The following is a 16,021-nucleotide window of genomic DNA, read 5'->3' as shown; positions in this document are numbered from 1 at the left end:
ACAGTCGTAAGCCTATGTGGATCGGATGGATAGAACTGGATTTTTTGTTGGGCGACGTGCACTCCCTGAAGGAGAAGCGCTCGGTGATTCGGCCCGTGATCTCGGAGCTGCATCGAAAATTCGCGGTGTCGGTCGCCGAAACCGACCATCGCGACCTGCACAGACGGGCCGAACTCGGAGCGTCGGTGGTAGCCGGCGACCTCGAGCACGTGACCGACATCCTCGACGGGGTCGAGCGGATGGCGGCGTCCCGACCCGAGCTTCATCTCGTAGCCGTTCGGCGGCGCACCCTGAAGAGCGACGACATCTGAATCGCGCGCTGTCGACGAATCCGGGTCTTCGACGTTTACGGTCATCGACGGACGTCGAACACCTGCTTCTGGATGCCGTTGCCGTACACCTCGTGCTCCACCAGATCCAGGTGAGTCGTGGCCTTGTCGCTGGAGCTGAACAGCCGCTTGCCCGCGCCGAGCAGCATCGGGAAGACCAACAGGTGGTAGCGGTCGACGAGACCGGCATCGGCGAGGCTGCGACCCAGCGTCGCGCTACCGTGCACCGAGATCGGCCCACCTTCGGTTTTCCTGAGTTCGGCGACGTCGTCGATGCTGCGCAGAATGGTTGCCGGCCAACGGTCGTCGCTGCGCTCCAATGTCGTCGACACCACGTATCTGGGCATCGAGTTGTATCCGGCGAAATCGTCCATCGTGGGCCACACGGGAGCGAACGCCTCGTAGGAGGTACGCCCCAGCAGCATGGCCGTGGCCTCGTCCTGCTCGCGGCCCTTGATCTCGTACGCCGCTGGATCGAACTCGATGTCCTTGAACGTCCACCCCGCGTTGCGGTAGCCGACTTCCCCACCCGGCCCCTCCATGACGCCGTCGAGCGAAACGAACGCGGTCACGATCACGGTGCGCATGGCAATCCTCGGTTCGGTGTGAGGCAGAAGCGGAACAGGTGCCGGAATCGTAAACCACGCGTCGAACCGACGACAGGCAGTGTCGGGTGGCAAGGTGGTCTCATGGCCGAGCACGTGGAACGCACCGAAGACGGTCACTATGTCGTCATCAAGGGTCGACGGTGGCGCGCTACCGATCCCGATATTCCCGAGGATCGCAATGCCGAATTGCGCTCGATCCTCATGGCGTGGCGCAGAGACGTCAAACGCACCTCCGGTGCCACAGAGTCTCGCGCGGGCGTTCAAGCCGCCAAAGTCGCTCTGGGAGAACGAGGTACACCGTGGTGGGAACAGTCCCCCGACGAGCGACGGGCTCGCTGGGAGGCCGAGGTGCCACGGCCGACCGATACCGATCTCGAGAACTGACCACACAATTCGTTGCCATATCGGAAACTATCCAATATGGTTTCCGATATGGAAAGCATCGATAAGCCCACCTCGTCCGAAGCTCGAACGACCCTCGACGACATCGACCGAGTGCAACGCGCCGTGCGCGACACTCCGTGGCCGGTCTGGTTGTACGCCTTCAACGCAGTGCTCATCGGGGCGTTGGCACTCACGCCGCTGCTCACCGACTCCCACCGCACTGTCGCCCTGCTGATTCTGGCCGCGGCCATTGTGGCAACGAACGTGATCACCGGGTACCGAATGGGCACACCGTGGGCGCTGCCTACCAGCCGTGGATTTCTGGCGTCGGTCGCACTGTCCGTTGCTTTCGTGGTGGTGGCACTGGCATTCGCGCAGCCATCCCTGCCGAGCTGGGCGCTGGTGCTCCTCGCTACAGCAGCGACGGCGACCTACTCGTTCGGTTCGATCGCTCACTACCGGAGCACACACCGATGACGGACGATCTGGATCCGATCATTCATCCGGCGAACCGGCTGCGGATCTGCGCGCTGCTGGCGGCAGGTACGACGCTCGAGCTCGCCGTCGTGAAGGAACACAGTGGATTGAGCGCATCGGCGCTGAGCAAGCAGGTGGCGGCCCTGGTCGACGCCGGCTACGTGGACCAGCAGAGATCACGCACCGACTCGCGGCGGATGTGGCTGTCGCTGACGAGGGAGGGTAAAACCGCCTACCGCCGCCATGTGGCTGCCCTCCGCGCCATTCTCGCCGAGGCCGAGGCGAGCCCATCCGAGCCTGGGCGGTGAGTTCTCCCCCAGCTTCGTGTCTACTTTTTCGACGGATGAAGCCGATGCAGCCCGCACCGGTCGTTCGATTCGAGAAGGAGTCCCCGCCATGCCCACACTCAGTCCGTACCTGTCGTTCCGTGACAATGCGCGCACCGCTATGGAGTTCTACAGCACGGTCTTCGGTGGAGAGCTCACGCTGACCACGTTCGGCGAGGGCCTGGCCACCGACGATTCATCCGAGAAGAACCTGATCATGCACGGCCAGTTGACAACTCCCAGCGGATTCACACTGATGGGGGCCGACACCCCGTCGTCGATGGAACACACACCCGGAAACACGATGAGCGTCTCGCTCTTCGGTACCGAGCACGAGGAATTGACGGGCTACTGGAACGCGCTGGCCGTCGACGCACAATTCACGATGGGTCTCGACGCAGCACCGTGGGGTGACACATTCGGCATGCTCACCGACAAGTTCGGTGTGCAGTGGATGGTGAACATCTCCGGCTCGGTCGCCGAAAGCTGAGCGACGGAGGAGCAGTGGGCGCCTTCAGTGGGTGCGCGATTCGACTGAGATGACCTCGTGCAGCCCGACGGGCCCCCAGCCCCTGTCGAGCGCCACGATCAGCACCGCGCAACCGACCGCGGACAGCACCAGTGCGGAACCGAACAACGCGGTGTAACCGAACACGTCGCCGATCACGCCCGCCGTCAGTCCGGACGCACCCTGCGCAAAGACGATTGCGCAGGCCATCAGTGTGTAATCGCTTCCTGCATAACGTTTTTCCGATGCGTCCATCATCAGTGCGAAAACGGCAACGGTTGCAGCGCCGCCCAGCACGTGTTCGGTGACGTTGGCCGCGACCAGGAGCGGAAACCCGCCGATGCCGAACGATGCCACTACATACAACGCAAGACTGAGAGTTTGGGCGATTCCGCCGACCAGCAGAGCCTGACGACGTCCGAAGCGAAAGGACAACCACGCGCCGAGCGCAGCACCTCCGAGTGCTGCCACCGACGACAGGCCGCCCTCGACCAGGGCGATCTGAGTCAAGGTCAGTCCGTTGTCCGAAAGGAACGGGCCGACCAGCGCCGAGCCCATCGAGTTTCCGAATTTGAAGCCGACGATGAGAAGGATGAACGCGACCATGCCAGGCCTGCGCAATCGGGACCACCAGGCCACAGCGAGTCGCGCCGGGCCCTCGGACTCGGGCTGCCGGTCGGTGTCCACGTCTGCCGCGGCCAGTTGCTTGTTCATGAACCAGACCGGGGCCGTCGCCAACAGGATCAGCAATGCCATTGCAACGAAGAGCACCTGCCATCCCGCAAAGGTGAACAGCCATAACAGCACTCCCCCGCCGCACACCATACCTACCCGGTACGCGCCCACTTGCAGACCGTTACCCAGGCCGCGTTGCGCCACCGTCAACGTGCGAACCGCTATCCCATCCGTTGCGATGTCCTGGGTGGCCGACAGCGCGTTGACGACAAAGATTCCGACGAACAGCCAGCGCAACGTCGACGACAGATCGAGAAACGACAGTGCGAGCGCCACCAGCGCGGCGGACACCTGTAGGGACAGAAGCCACCGCCGCCTCGACCCGTAACGATCGACGTACGGTGCCCACAGAAATTTCAGCGCCCACGGCAGAAACAACACCCCGGTTGCACTGATTTTCACCAACGAGAAACCCGACTCTCGGAGGACGACGGGCAGGGCCTGCGTGAAGAAGCCGAACGGCAGCCCCTGAGCGAAGTACAGGGCTCCGAGCAACGTGAGGGTGCCGACGGTGAACGACGCCGGACGCACCGCATTGGTCATGCCGGTCATCGTGTCAGAGCGAGGCCTCGTCCGCCGAGTACCGCACCGGTTGCCGAAGAATGGTGCGCAGCTTCGCCGGTTCGACCCGTCGTGGGTCACTGAGGTAGATCTCGTGATGACGGCCGGTCATCGTCAGCCCGGCCTGCGGGATGTAGCGGTGGTGCATCTCGTCGAGCACAGCGGCCTCGTCGTCGTAGGAACCGATGTGCAGAGTTTGCACGCACAGGCCCTCGTCGAGGGTGTCGAGGCGCATTCCGTCACGTCGGTCCGAACGGTTCTCGGATGCGTCGACCCGTACGGCGTGCTCGAACATCGTGTGGTCGATCCAGTCGGGCGCCATGATCATCACAGTCCAGAGCCAGTTCGACTTGTCCCGGCGCGTGGTGAAGGCCGCCATGTCCGGCGCCCACCACAAGGCTTCGAGCGGTGGGACGACGTAGTCGCGCTCCAGGTCGTTCTTACTGAAGAATTTCAGCCGATACGCAACGGGGAACAGCGTGGATACGGCATCGGCATATTCCGGCGCGGTATTCGGATCCCCGTGGCCGTCGATCATCAAGTATTTCGTCGGTGGCACGGTCAGAACTCGAAACACGTTGCGCCGTGCCGAATACGAGTCGAGGGTCTTCTTGAAATCCGTCTTCATGCCCTCACCTCCTGCCGACTGCGCGTCAGTGTACCGACCACTCCGGGCTGGGGTGCCGTGGTGAACGCTGCCCTGTTCGGAAGCAGTTGGTCGGTCGACCGACACTGTCACAGCTCGGCGTCGACTGCCTTCGATTCGCCCCGACGCACTGCCATGTAGTCGGACAGTTCCCGTTTGACGACCGGCAGCAGCAAGTAGAGGCCCGAGATGTTGACCAACGCCAGAAGGAACAGCGTGGCGTCGGCGAAGTCGAGCACCGAGCCGAGCGACAGTACGGTGCCGATGACGGTGAAGGTGCAGAACATGAGGTTGAAGAAATTGCGCGACAACCGGCTGCGACCGAACAACGATGTCCAGGCCTGTAGTCCGTAGTACGCCCAGGTGATCGCCGTGGACAACGCGAACAGTGCCACAGCGAGAGTGAGTACATACGGGAACCACGGCAGGACGGTCTCGAAGGCGTCGGAGGTGAGCGTGACGCCGCCCGCCGGCAACTCACCGGTTTCGGCAACTATGGCGCGCTGGTCCTGCCAGGACACAGTATTGGCGATCACGATGGTCAGGGCCGTCGCCGTGCAGATGACCACAGTGTCGATGAAGGGTTCGAGCATTGCCACGAATCCTTCGGTGACCGGATGTCTGGTCTTGACGGCCGAGTGAGCAATGGAAGCCGATCCCAACCCGGCCTCGTTGGAGAAGGCCGCGCGCTGGAACCCGATGATCATCACTCCGAGTACTCCGCCTGCCACGCCCTCGGGTGAGAACGCGCCGTCGAAGATGGCACCGAACGCCGTCGGAACGGACCGGAAGTTCACGGCGATGACGACGCCGCACGCGACGACATAGACCAACGCCATGGAAGGAACGAGTTTTGCGGTGACGGCCGAAATGGACTTCATGCCGCCGATGATGACCAGGCCGATGATGAGTGCGATCACGAGTCCGAACACTGCCTTCGCACCGTCCGAACCGAGGAAGCCTTCGTCGCCACCGGTGACCGAGCGGACCTGCGCGTACGTCTGATTGGCCTGAAACATGTTGCCGCCACTGATGGCGAAGAACGTGATGATGACGGCGTAGAAGACAGCCATCACCTTCCCGACCTTCGCAAGACCTCGCTCGGCGAGTCCCTTGGTGAGGTACTTCATCGGCCCGCCCGAGACGGTGCCGTCCTCGTTGATATCCCGATATTTCACGCCTAGGGTGCACTCGACGAACTTCGAGGCCATTCCCAGCAGTCCGGCGAGGATCATCCACAAGGTCGCCCCCGGTCCACCCAGCGTGACTGCCACCGCCACACCTGCAATGTTCCCCAGTCCCACGGTTCCGGACACTGCGGCCGTGAGAGCCCGGAAGTGGCTGACTTCTCCTGGTGCATCGGCTTCGTCTTCCTTGCCGCTCACCAGGATCAGAGATCGCTTGATACCGCGGAACTGAATGAACTTGAACGTGACGGTGAAGACGACGGCACCCAGAATCAGCCACAGAACGATCAGCGGAACTGCTGCACCACCGATGTTCACGGTGAAGAACACGAAGCTGGAGACGGCGGCGGAGATCGGATCGAAAGCATTGTTGATCGCTGTCTCGATAGAACTGATCGTGCCTCCGTCCGCGGCCGAATAGTCGATGGCGAGACGGTGAAAACTCATGACGTCGAGTCAACATCATCCCGGGCACACGTCACGGTCTTTATCGAAAAACGGGCAAATATTTACATATTCTTGACTTGTAGTGGCTCATACACGGGTCCGAGCGGGCAATCGGCGGAGCAGAAGCGTCGCCGCATCGAGGACCATGTGTCGGTCGTAGGTCAGGCAGTAGTCGTACAACACGCTTCCGTCGTGGGCAGTTCCGCTCTCCACCGCGATGAGAGCAACGCTGGACATCGGTGCCACGATCACAATCGAGCGCTCCGACGCCAGTGGTTCGTCCTCGCCGACCGCAACGGTCCGAAACCGATGTTCACCCGGCATCGGCCGCGAGTCGAAGACGGCCAGGAGAGCCGTGCGCACAGCGAGGTCGTCGAACAACGCGACACGCTCGGCGGTCGTCCCGGCCGACGCGTTCGTCGTCGCCAATACGACGGTCGACGCACCGGTGCCGTAGACACTGCGAAGCAGACCGTTCTCGATGTCGTCGAGAAGCCGTGCGTCAGCGCGCCGACGGGTTCCGAATCGATGGACCAGACCGTACGGCGTCACGGCAACAGGGGCCCGGACGGTTACTGCCGGCTCCAACTCGAGTGTGTTGGCCGTACCGCCGGTGGCTCCGAAGGTGGGTAGACGAGCCGGAGCGCCGTACAGGTAGCCCTGGCCGAGAACCGCACCCATGTCGTGCGCAGTCGCTTCGTGCTGCTCCGTTTCGATTCCCTCGGCGAGCACCAGCGCACCGCTGCGTTCGGCCTCTGCAGCGACCGCGGACACCACGGACGCCGTGGCATAGCTCGAACGGCCCTGCACGAGAGACATATCCAGCTTGATCACGTCGGGCCGGAGCAGCGGAATCAGAGCCAGACTCGACGAGTCTGCACCCACATCGTCGAGCGCGACCCGCCATCCCAGGTCGCGGGCATGCTCTACCGCACGCAGCAGCCCGGCGGGGTCACCCATCAGATCTCGCTCGGTGATCTCGACGATGATCGACAACCGAGATGCCTCGGCCACCAGCGGCAGGCACTCTCTCGGAGGTGGCGCGTCCAGGGCGGTGGGTTCCGCGTTGACGAACAACGCGAGTCCATCGGGGAAACCGGCCTCGACAGCCCCGCTCAGGGCGCTGAGTCGGCACCGCCAGTCGAACTCGGCCGACTCGCCTCGATCGGCCGCCTCGCGCAGCAGCTGCGGCGGCGAGATCGCTTGCGCGTCGCCGCAGGTCCGCACCAGGGCTTCGTAACCCACGACAGCTCGGCCGTCCAACGCGACGATCGGCTGGTAGGTCGACGTGATATCGATCGTCATCGGCGAAAATTGCGCGTGCGAGGCGTCACGATGCACAGGCGGACCTCCCTCGGTACCCCTCGACGGTCCCCACCCGGGGAACCATCATGCCCGATGGTCGCCGGCCGCGCCCTCTTCCCTCGCCGACGGGCTATAGGGTGCTCGGAAGACTTCGGATCGGCGGTGAACAATGGTGGGTGCGAACTCCGACGATCACCTGTTCGCGGGCAGATATCGTCTGGGCAACGTCGTGGGGCGCGGCGGAATGGCAGATGTCGTTCGAGCCGACGACGACGTCCTCGGTAGGCCCGTTGCCGTGAAGATATTCCGTCAGGGTGAACCCGCACATACCGATGCACGGATCGATGCCGAGATCAGGACGCTCGCGTCGCTGTCGCATCCTGGCCTGGTGACGTTGTACGACGCCGGTACCGCCCCCGACACCGGCGGTATCCGAGTGCCGTTTCTGGTGATGGAGTTCGTCGACGGCCCCACTCTGAACGGCTACCGCGCAGGCCGCGCACTACCGGGCGATCTCGTCGCCCGGATGGGACACGAGATCGCTCGAGCCCTTGCCTACATCCACCACCGCGGCGTCATCCACCGCGACATCAAACCGGCCAACATCCTGGTCGCCCGAGAGCCGGCGTCGGGCACGGGACACTGCGTGAAGCTCACCGATTTCGGTATCGCTCGCATCGTCGACGCCGACCGCCTCACCGAGCACGGCACCACCGTCGGCACCGCTCACTATCTCAGCCCGGAACAGGCGACGGGCACCTCTGCGGGGCCTGCAACCGATATCTACAGCCTCGGATTGGTTCTCATCGAATGTCTTACCGGCGCAATGGTGTTCGACGGCAGCGCGGTAGCCGCAGCCGTGGCGCGCTTGCACCGCGACCCCGAGGTACCCGAGCAACTCGGGCCCCAGTGGCATTCGCTGCTGACGACGATGACGGCCAGACATCCCGAAAACAGGCCGACGGCGGACACCGTGGCCGACGCCTTACACAGTCTCTTTAGCGAACCGCCACCACCGCCGGCCACTGCGGTCCTGCCCGTCGCGAATTCGACAGCGGTTGTCGCCGAGCAGGATTCGGCCCGTCGACCAACGGAGGGTTCACGGCGTCGCGGTCTTGTCCCTGCGGCTGCGGCTGCACTGTTCGTCGCCGTCGCGTCGGCAATTGCCTGGATGGCAACCGGAACAGGCGACGAGCCGATCGAGACATCGCCGTCCACATCGGTCACCGCTCCGACCAGCCCGGCGCCCGTGACAACCGCATCCGAGTCCTCGATGCCGGTTGTCTCGAACCTCCCCCAGGACGTGCCCGCCCCCGCCGTCGAACAGGTGCCCGCCGAGCCGCCACAACCTGCGGCTCCACCGCGAAACGGGAACAACGGCAACGGTAATGCGGGCAATGGCAACTCCGGCAACGGGAGTCCAGGCAACAGCAACGGCAACGGCAATTCAGGCAACGGGAACTCCGGCAACGGCAACCCCGGCCGTGGGAACTGAGCATGTCGGCAACCAAGGGAACGGACAGAGCATGACGCACGTCGACACCGTGGTGGTGGGAGCTGGCATTTCCGGTCTCACCGCAGCACGCATTCTGCACCGTGCGGGTCACCGTGTGGTCGTTCTCGAAGCCCGCGACCGCATCGGCGGACGAGTGGACACCCTGCGGACGGACGGACAGATTCTCGATGTCGGTGCGTCCTGGGTTCATGGAATCGACAACAATCCGCTGGCCGACGCAGTACAGGCTTTCGGCATTCTGACCAGTGAGTTCACGGTGGGGAGTTTTCAGCCGGACGGACGACCCATCGCGTACTACTCACCGAACGGACGGCGTCTGAGCGAGGACGAGGTTGCGAGCTTCGCGTCGGACGTACACGTCGTCGACGAGCTGCTGGCGGCGACCATAGCGACATCGACCCTGGGCACGTCGTACGGGGATGCCGTGAACAGCACCGTGAAACGGCTCGCATGGGATCCTGATCGAATCGAACGGGTCCGGGAGTTCCTGGGTCACCGGGCCGAGGAACAGCTGGGTGTCGACCAGGGGATGCTCGATGCGCACGGGTTGGACGACGACGCGATCGAGGGTGACGAGGTCGTGTTCCCCGAGGGGTACGACCGGCTCGCGGTCTGTCTGGCCGACGGGCTGGATGTACGACTCGGCCATGAAGTGACACGCATCGCGTGGGGATCGAACAGCTCCTCCGTGGAGACTCTCACCGAGACGTTCTCGGCCGACCACATCGTGGTGACGGTTCCGATCGGCGTCCTGAAGTCACCGACCTTGCTTATCGAACCGCCTCTTCCCCATCCGGTGTCGACTGCGCTGGACGGACTCGAGATGAACGCATTCGAGAAGGTGTTCCTACAGTTCCCGCATGCATTCTGGGACGAGGACGTCTACGCGATTCGGCAGCAGGGGGAGGCCGGGCGTTGGTGGCACTCGTGGTATGACGTGACCGTGCCGCAGGGGTTGCCCACGCTGCTCACGTTTGCGGCGGGGCCGTGTGCGCAGACGATCCGGCAGTAGTCCGACGCACGTATTGCCGAGTCGGTGCTCGACGCGCTTCGTGGCCTCTACGGCGAACGCGTGATCTCCCCGCAGCGGGTACATGTCACGCGATGGCAGGACGACCCGTTCTCCCGCGGTGCTTACTCGTACCCGGCGGTCGGCTCGCGACCGAGCGACCACGACGATCTGTCGACCCCGGTCGGCGGAGTTCTACACCTGGCCGGCGAGGCAACGTGGACGGACGATCCGTCGACGGTGACCGCGGCATTCCTGTCGGGACACCGAGCTGCGGAGCGAATCCTGGCCCGCACGGTTCCGTTCGACGAGCTCTGGGGCGGCGGCGAACTTCGTCCCAATTAGACGGAGATTCGCGTTTCCTTCCCGAAACCGCGCACCGGGATTACTATGACGACTTCATCCAGGCGGATGACCCGTTACCGATGTGCGCTGCCATTCTTCTGGTCGGTGCCGATGTGGCAGCGGCGCTGTTCGACACGGCAAGGCACAGGGGTGGACCATGGTTTCCGACGTCATCGACTGCAGCACGGTCTTCGCACACGACGTCGAGCAAGTGTGCGGGGTGCTCAGTGCGGTCGAACTGTACCCGCGATATTTCCCCGGGCTCGGGTACTGCCTTCTCAGCGAGTCGGCGAACCGCTACACGTGCGGCGTCGGTGGGGTCGAACACGCACTCGAAGTCGTGGTGAACAGACGTAACCGGCCGATCATCACCGTCGAGCACGTCGAATCCGGCGGTTTCATCAGATTCACCCTCAGCGCGCGTTCACCGAGCGAGACCAAAATCGATGTGACAATCTTCAGAGCCGGCCTGGCCGGAACCTACTCGCCGCAACCCGAACACAATCGGGCAGTGGTCGACTGGGTCATGGGTGGCCTGAACAGGTTGGCCGAGTCCCTCTCCGGCGCAACGACATCGATCGTGTCCAACGCCGGCGATTCCCGGTCGCTACAGCTCGCGGTCCTCAAAACGATGATCGGTACCGGCGTCGTTCGTGCCGCGCGTCCTGATCGCGCATACCGGCAGCTGAACTCGCTGGCGAAATGGGGCTTCACCCTCGGCGGTGGCTTCGCGGCCGCCGCCGCCAAGTCACCGGACGAAATTGCCGTGATCGACGATCGCGGTACTCGCACGTTCGCAGAGATCCACCTGCGATCGCATCGGATAGCAGCAGGGTTCGCCGCATCCGGAATTCGCCCGGGAAGCACGGTAGGAGTTCTGGCCCGCAATCACACTGCCATGATCGAATGCGTCGTCGCCTGCGGCATGCTCGGTGTCGAGGTCGTACTTCTCAACACCGGCCTCGCGGCCCGCCAGATCGAGACCATCTCGAGTCGTCACCAGCTGCAAGCGTTGTTCGTCGACGACGAATTCGACAAGATGGTTCGCTACCTCCCCAACGACGTCCTCCGCGTCAGCCTGTCGGCTCACACCGTCGTCGCGGGCCGTCGCACTCTGGAGCATTTCGTCGCGGCTCCGTCCGCCACGTTCGACAGACCGCAACGGCCCGGATCCGTTGTCGTGCTGACCTCGGGCACCAGCGGGTCTCCCAAAGGTGCACTTCGCCCGACCCCACGCGGCTTCGGGACCGTCGCGGCCATGTTGTCCCGCATGCCACTTCGTATGAACGAGCGCATGCTGATCGCTGCGCCGATGTTCCACAGCTGGGGGCTGGCGGCGTTGCAGATCAGTACACCGCTGCGGGCAACCGTGGTTCTGCAGGATCGATTCGATCCGGAAGAGTGCTTGCGGGCAATCCAGACTCATCGGTGCACGTCGCTGATCGCCGTCCCGATCATGTTGCAGCGCATACTCGATCTACCCGAGTCCGTGCGATCACGCTACGACACGTCCAGCTTGAAAGTCGTCGCGTGCAGCGGTTCGGCGTTGACGGGGTCGACCGTCTCGCGGTTCATGGACGCGTTCGGAGATGTTCTGTACAACTTCTACGGTTCCACCGAGGTCTCGTGGGCGACCATCGCCACACCGCAGGATCTGCGTGCAGCTCCCACTACCGCGGGTCGGCCGCCGCTCGGCACGACCATCGCCGTACTCGACGCCGACGGCGCAGTGGTTCCGACCGGCACTCTGGGCCGGATATTCGTAGGTAACGACATGCTCTTCGACGGCTACACGAACGCCGAGCCTCCGTCGACTGCTTCGGCTCGCGGTGCCGCACTCATGGATACCGGCGACCTCGGGTACATCGATTGCAACGGGCGGCTCTTCGTGTGCGGGCGGGACGACGAGATGATCATCTCCGGCGGCGAGAACGTGTTTCCCGGGCCGGTGGAGGACGCCATAGCCAACCTTCCTCAGGTCGGCGAGGTAGCGGTGGTCGGCGTACCCGACAACGAGTACGGTCAGCGCCTCGCGGCGTTCGTCGTCGGTCGTGGTGCTGCAGGCCTCGACGCAGATATGGTGCGGGCCTACATCCGAAATCGACTGAGCCGGTTCTCCGTGCCGCGAGACATCACGTTCCTCGAAGAACTCCCCCGAACCGCGACCGGCAAAGTGATCAAGAGGATGCTGATCGAACCTCCCACGGCCGCCGGTATGTAAGCCGGCACGTCGACTTCCTCACCACCCCGCCTTCCGACTCCACCCGGAGAACTCTCAGTTGTTTGACTGTTCAGAATCTGAGACTATTTTGGGAGGAAGCGACACCCGTTCTGCGGGTGAGGGACGGAAGGGACGGAATGGCGATGTCGAGGTCATCGGATGAACCCCGTCAGGCTCGCGCCGCCCAGCCCGGGGATGCGTCGTCGTCCTTCCTGCAGTTGTTTTTCGAGGCAACCCGTGAGAACGGCCTCTCCCCCGGGCCGAGTCCGAACCGTGGAATCCACGACGACCGATCGAGCGACTGAAGAATCGCGAAACCGAGTCGACACTCGAAGCGCGCAATAGAGTCGAATGACTGATGACAGCTCACGACGCCGCAGCCGATACTTCGAACCCGACGGTTTCGAGGAGCGTGATGTCCCAGATACGAGTAGTCATCGCCGATGACGACGTGTTGCTGCGAGAAGGCCTGGCCAGTCTGCTCACCCAGGCGGGCCTCGATGTCGTGGGCCGGGCCGGTGACGCCGAGGAGTTACTGGCGTTGCTCGAGAAAGATCCACCGGACCTGGCGATCATCGACATCAGGATGCCGCCGACCTACACCGCCGAGGGCCTCGACGCGGCCGTGAAGATCCGCGACCGTTTCCCCGACGTCTCTCTACTGCTCCTGTCTGCTCACGTCGAAGTCGATCACGCACTCGAACTGCTCGACAGCGCGAACAACACCGCCAAGGGTATGGGTTACCTGCTCAAGAGCCGCGTGACCGACATCGCCGACTTCGTCTCGACGATAGATCGGATCGCGGCAGGATCCTCGGTCATCGATCCTGCTCTTGTCTACGAACTGGTTGCGGCCAAGCGCCGAGGTGATCCCCTCGGCGCGTTGAGTTCTCGCGAACGGGACGTCTTGACCTTGATGGCCGAAGGGCTCTCCAACGCGGGCATAGGCAGACGGTTGTGGATCACCGAAGGAACCGTCGAGAAGCACGTCCGAAGCATCCTGACCAAGTTGGACCTGTCGGAGACGGCCGACGATCACCGTCGCGTGCGAGCGGTGATCCTGTATCTGGATACCGTCGGTTGACCCGCCGTCAGGTGCCCAGCAGGGCTTCGATCGCGCTCGCCGACAGCTCGAATTTCGACAGGAAGCCCAGGGCAGAACTGTTGTTCACCAGGTCTGCGAAGTCCTCCTCGTCATGTGTCGACACGAGAATGACGGCAGGCGGAGGCGTCAGATCCTGGGCGTCGATCGCTTCGACCACGTCGAATCCACTGTCGGCACCCAAGTCGATATCGACCAGCACGAGATCGGGGTGGGTGGACAGCACTGCATCGATCGCCGAGGTGAGTGAGGTCGCGGTGCCGACCACCGACATCCCTGCCGATTCCAACAGTCGGCGTGCAGCGACACAGAAAGCGTCGCTGTCGTCGACGATCAGGCACTGCAGGCGGGAGGGCATCACTCTGTCGAGAGTGTCAGAGACGGCTCGGGTCGGCATTACCGCTAGCGGTAATTCGAGCAGTCGGATGTGCCGATGACGTCGGACACCGCCCTCCGCGACCGGCTCGTCACTGTGATACTCCGGCCGAGTGCGCCGCCGGTCGCCTGCGGAATCGCAGTGGCCGCAGCCGCCATCGCCGTCGAGATACTCGTTGTGCTGACGCTCAAACGGGTGTCACCCGAGAATGCTTTCGGTGCGATATTCCTGTTCGGAGTGCTGATCGTGTCTGCGGGGTGGGGCTTTCGTCTGTCGATCGCGACATCGGTGGCCAGTGCCGGCGCGTACGCCTACATCCATGTACTCGAAAGCAGTGAGAGCCTCGTCCCTGCACTGATCGTGTTTCTGGCACTGGCGCTTCTGACCAATGTGCTGGTTGGCCAATCACGTTTGCGCGCAACCGAATCGGATCAACGTCGACGAGAAGCAGATATGTTGGCGGCGTTCGCCAAGACCATCTTGCGCTCGGACCACACCCCGACAATGCTCGATGTTGCCAGCACCCGGCTGGCTGCGGTCCTCGACCTGCCCTTCGCGGTGTTGAAGCAAGGGAATGCCGACGCGTCCGTGGGGCAGGAGAAAATCCTGCTTCGGGACGGGGACGTCGTCACCGCGTCGCTGCTGGTTCCCGCCGATCTCGATAGCCTCGATGCCCGCCGTATCCGCCGTGTCGTGCCTTCGTTGGAGGCTCTTCTTGCCGCCGCCCGCGATCGTCAGGACATGCACCTCCGTACCGTCGCGCTGGCACGCCAGCAAGCGTCACTTCGGAAGGTCGCAACATTGGTGGCGCTGCGGGCCGATCCGGATGACGTGTACCTCGCAGTCGCACACGAACTCACCGTCGGGTTGGACAACGAACATGTTTCGGTGATCCGTTACGGCGACGGGTGTTACACGATTCTGGCGATCCGCGACGACTCCGCCGGTGAGCGCGTGCAAGCCGGTGATCGACTGCCGATCGGTGGGCAGAATGTGGCCACGATCGTCGCCGACACCGGCCGCGCCGCTGCCGTCGACTTCACCGAAGCGACCGGCGGTATCGCTGAGCGACTGAAGGGCAGGGGTATTCGCTGGGTCGAAGGTGTACCGATCACTGTCGACGGCAATACCTGGGGTGCCGTCATCATCGGCACGACAGCTACGCAGTATGCGGCCGGCGGTGAGACCCGAGATCGACTGGCCGACTTCGCCGACCTCGTTGCCACTGCGGTCTACAACCACGACACACGAGTTCAGCTGACGCGGTCCCGGTCCCGCGTGGTCGCCGCAGCCGACCAAGCCCGCCGAGGTATCGAGCGTGACCTGCACGACGGTGCCCAACAGCGAATCGTCTCTCTCGGAATGGAATTGCGCGGCGCCCAAGCCGCTGCCCCGGAGAATCTGACCGAGCTCCGCGCGATGTTGGACCGCAGCGTCGAGACGCTGTCGCAGGTGCACACCGACCTCCGCGAACTCAGTCGCGGCATCCATCCCGCAATCCTCTCGCGCGGAGGACTCGCACCGGCACTCAAGACGTTGGCCAGACGCAGTCCGATTCCCGTTGCCCTCACCGCCGACATTTCCTCCCGGATGGACGAATCGGTGGAAGTGGCTGCGTACTACGTGGTCGCCGAGGCGCTGACGAACACGGCCAAATATGCCGAGGCCACCGAAGTCGACATCACCGCGCACCTGACCGAGGACAGCTTGGAACTGACCGTGACCGACAACGGCCGCGGAGGTGCCGATCCGAGCACAGGGTCGGGTTTGATCGGACTACAGGATCGGGTGGCCGCAGTCGGCGGCGAACTGACCATCGCCAGCCCACCCGGGGGTGGCACGACACTGTCGGTCCACATCGGTCTGTCTACCGGCTAGCAGGTAGCGGCGCCACCGGAATCTCCTCCCCCGCGTTGGATGGCAGCGGCGACGCTTTCGA

Annotated in this window: 15 protein-coding genes and 1 pseudogene; 10 read left to right on the top strand and 6 right to left on the bottom strand. The window is 63.6% G+C overall.

What is annotated here, in order from left to right; all coding sequences use genetic code 11:
* Positions 1–14: 14 nt before the first annotated feature.
* Positions 15–311 carry a DUF503 domain-containing protein gene (locus tag CH268_RS16355; protein WP_094665104.1) on the top strand — a complete coding sequence of 99 codons (297 nt, stop codon included), beginning with the start codon at positions 15–17 and terminating at the stop codon, positions 309–311.
* 41 nt (positions 312–352) lie between these two features.
* On the opposite strand, the gene CH268_RS16350 is transcribed toward CH268_RS16355, so the two are convergent.
* Positions 353–916, bottom strand: a complete 564-nt coding sequence (locus CH268_RS16350; RefSeq protein ID WP_032384317.1) for a dihydrofolate reductase family protein — start codon at positions 914–916, stop codon at positions 353–355.
* A 102-nt stretch (positions 917–1,018) separates the two neighbouring features.
* On the opposite strand from CH268_RS16350, the gene CH268_RS16345 reads away from it, so the two are divergent.
* The 4 genes from CH268_RS16345 (at position 1,019) to CH268_RS16330 (ending at position 2,614) form a co-directional block, all read left to right on the top strand.
* Positions 1,019–1,321 (top strand): hypothetical protein, encoded by a 303-nt coding sequence (locus CH268_RS16345; RefSeq protein ID WP_094665102.1) that lies wholly within the window; start codon positions 1,019–1,021, stop codon positions 1,319–1,321.
* 48 nt (positions 1,322–1,369) lie between these two features.
* On the top strand, positions 1,370–1,798 hold the full coding sequence (locus CH268_RS16340; RefSeq protein ID WP_094665100.1) for a hypothetical protein: 429 nt from the start codon (positions 1,370–1,372) through the stop codon (positions 1,796–1,798).
* On the top strand, positions 1,795–2,106 hold the full coding sequence (locus CH268_RS16335; RefSeq protein ID WP_027497184.1) for a transcriptional regulator: 312 nt from the start codon (positions 1,795–1,797) through the stop codon (positions 2,104–2,106). Before CH268_RS16340 ends, CH268_RS16335 begins: the two co-directional genes overlap by 4 nt.
* Before the next feature lie 88 nt (positions 2,107–2,194).
* Positions 2,195–2,614: a VOC family protein gene (locus tag CH268_RS16330; RefSeq protein ID WP_094665098.1), complete on the top strand. Its 420-nt coding sequence runs from the start codon at positions 2,195–2,197 to the stop codon at positions 2,612–2,614.
* 24 nt (positions 2,615–2,638) lie between these two features.
* Here CH268_RS16330 and CH268_RS16325 read toward each other — a convergent pair whose 3' ends face one another.
* The 4 genes from CH268_RS16325 to CH268_RS16310 all read right to left on the bottom strand — a co-directional run bounded on the left by CH268_RS16325 (position 2,639) and on the right by CH268_RS16310 (position 7,513).
* A complete protein-coding gene (locus CH268_RS16325; protein ID WP_094665333.1) occupies positions 2,639–3,910 on the bottom strand; it encodes an MFS transporter in 1,272 nt (423 codons plus the stop codon).
* A 13-nt stretch (positions 3,911–3,923) separates the two neighbouring features.
* Complete coding sequence (locus tag CH268_RS16320) at positions 3,924–4,556, bottom strand: GyrI-like domain-containing protein (protein ID WP_094665331.1); 633 nt, start codon at positions 4,554–4,556, stop codon at positions 3,924–3,926.
* A 107-nt stretch (positions 4,557–4,663) separates the two neighbouring features.
* Complete coding sequence (locus CH268_RS16315) at positions 4,664–6,208, bottom strand: alanine/glycine:cation symporter family protein (RefSeq protein WP_032370587.1); 1,545 nt, start codon at positions 6,206–6,208, stop codon at positions 4,664–4,666.
* A gap of 87 nt (positions 6,209–6,295) precedes the next feature.
* Entirely contained in the window at positions 6,296–7,513 is a 1,218-nt protein-coding gene (locus CH268_RS16310) for an EAL domain-containing protein (protein WP_255182416.1), read from the bottom strand.
* A gap of 169 nt (positions 7,514–7,682) precedes the next feature.
* On the opposite strand from CH268_RS16310, the gene CH268_RS28375 reads away from it, so the two are divergent.
* The 4 genes and pseudogenes from CH268_RS28375 (at position 7,683) to CH268_RS16290 (ending at position 13,688) form a co-directional block, all read left to right on the top strand.
* Positions 7,683–9,008, top strand: a complete 1,326-nt coding sequence (locus tag CH268_RS28375; protein ID WP_094665094.1) for a serine/threonine-protein kinase — start codon at positions 7,683–7,685, stop codon at positions 9,006–9,008.
* Positions 8,902–10,383, top strand: a pseudogene (locus CH268_RS16300) (flavin monoamine oxidase family protein). Before CH268_RS28375 ends, CH268_RS16300 begins: the two are co-directional and overlap by 107 nt.
* Before the next feature lie 157 nt (positions 10,384–10,540).
* Positions 10,541–12,604, top strand: a complete 2,064-nt coding sequence (locus tag CH268_RS16295) for an AMP-binding protein (RefSeq protein ID WP_032387390.1) — start codon at positions 10,541–10,543, stop codon at positions 12,602–12,604.
* A 415-nt stretch (positions 12,605–13,019) separates the two neighbouring features.
* Positions 13,020–13,688 (top strand): response regulator, encoded by a 669-nt coding sequence (locus CH268_RS16290; RefSeq protein WP_032366150.1) that lies wholly within the window; start codon positions 13,020–13,022, stop codon positions 13,686–13,688.
* 7 nt (positions 13,689–13,695) lie between these two features.
* On the opposite strand, the gene CH268_RS16285 is transcribed toward CH268_RS16290, so the two are convergent.
* Complete coding sequence (locus CH268_RS16285) at positions 13,696–14,064, bottom strand: LytR/AlgR family response regulator transcription factor (RefSeq protein WP_230591966.1); 369 nt, start codon at positions 14,062–14,064, stop codon at positions 13,696–13,698.
* A 75-nt stretch (positions 14,065–14,139) separates the two neighbouring features.
* Here CH268_RS16285 and CH268_RS16280 point away from each other — a divergent pair, with 75 nt between their 5' ends.
* Entirely contained in the window at positions 14,140–15,960 is a 1,821-nt protein-coding gene (locus CH268_RS16280) for a sensor histidine kinase (protein ID WP_094665092.1), read from the top strand.
* The last annotated feature ends 61 nt before the right edge of the window (positions 15,961–16,021 follow it).

The organism is Rhodococcus sp. 06-1460-1B (assembly GCF_002258475.1).
Taxonomy (GTDB): domain Bacteria; phylum Actinomycetota; class Actinomycetes; order Mycobacteriales; family Mycobacteriaceae; genus Rhodococcoides; species Rhodococcoides fascians.
This window is presented reverse-complemented; position numbering and strand designations above follow the sequence as displayed.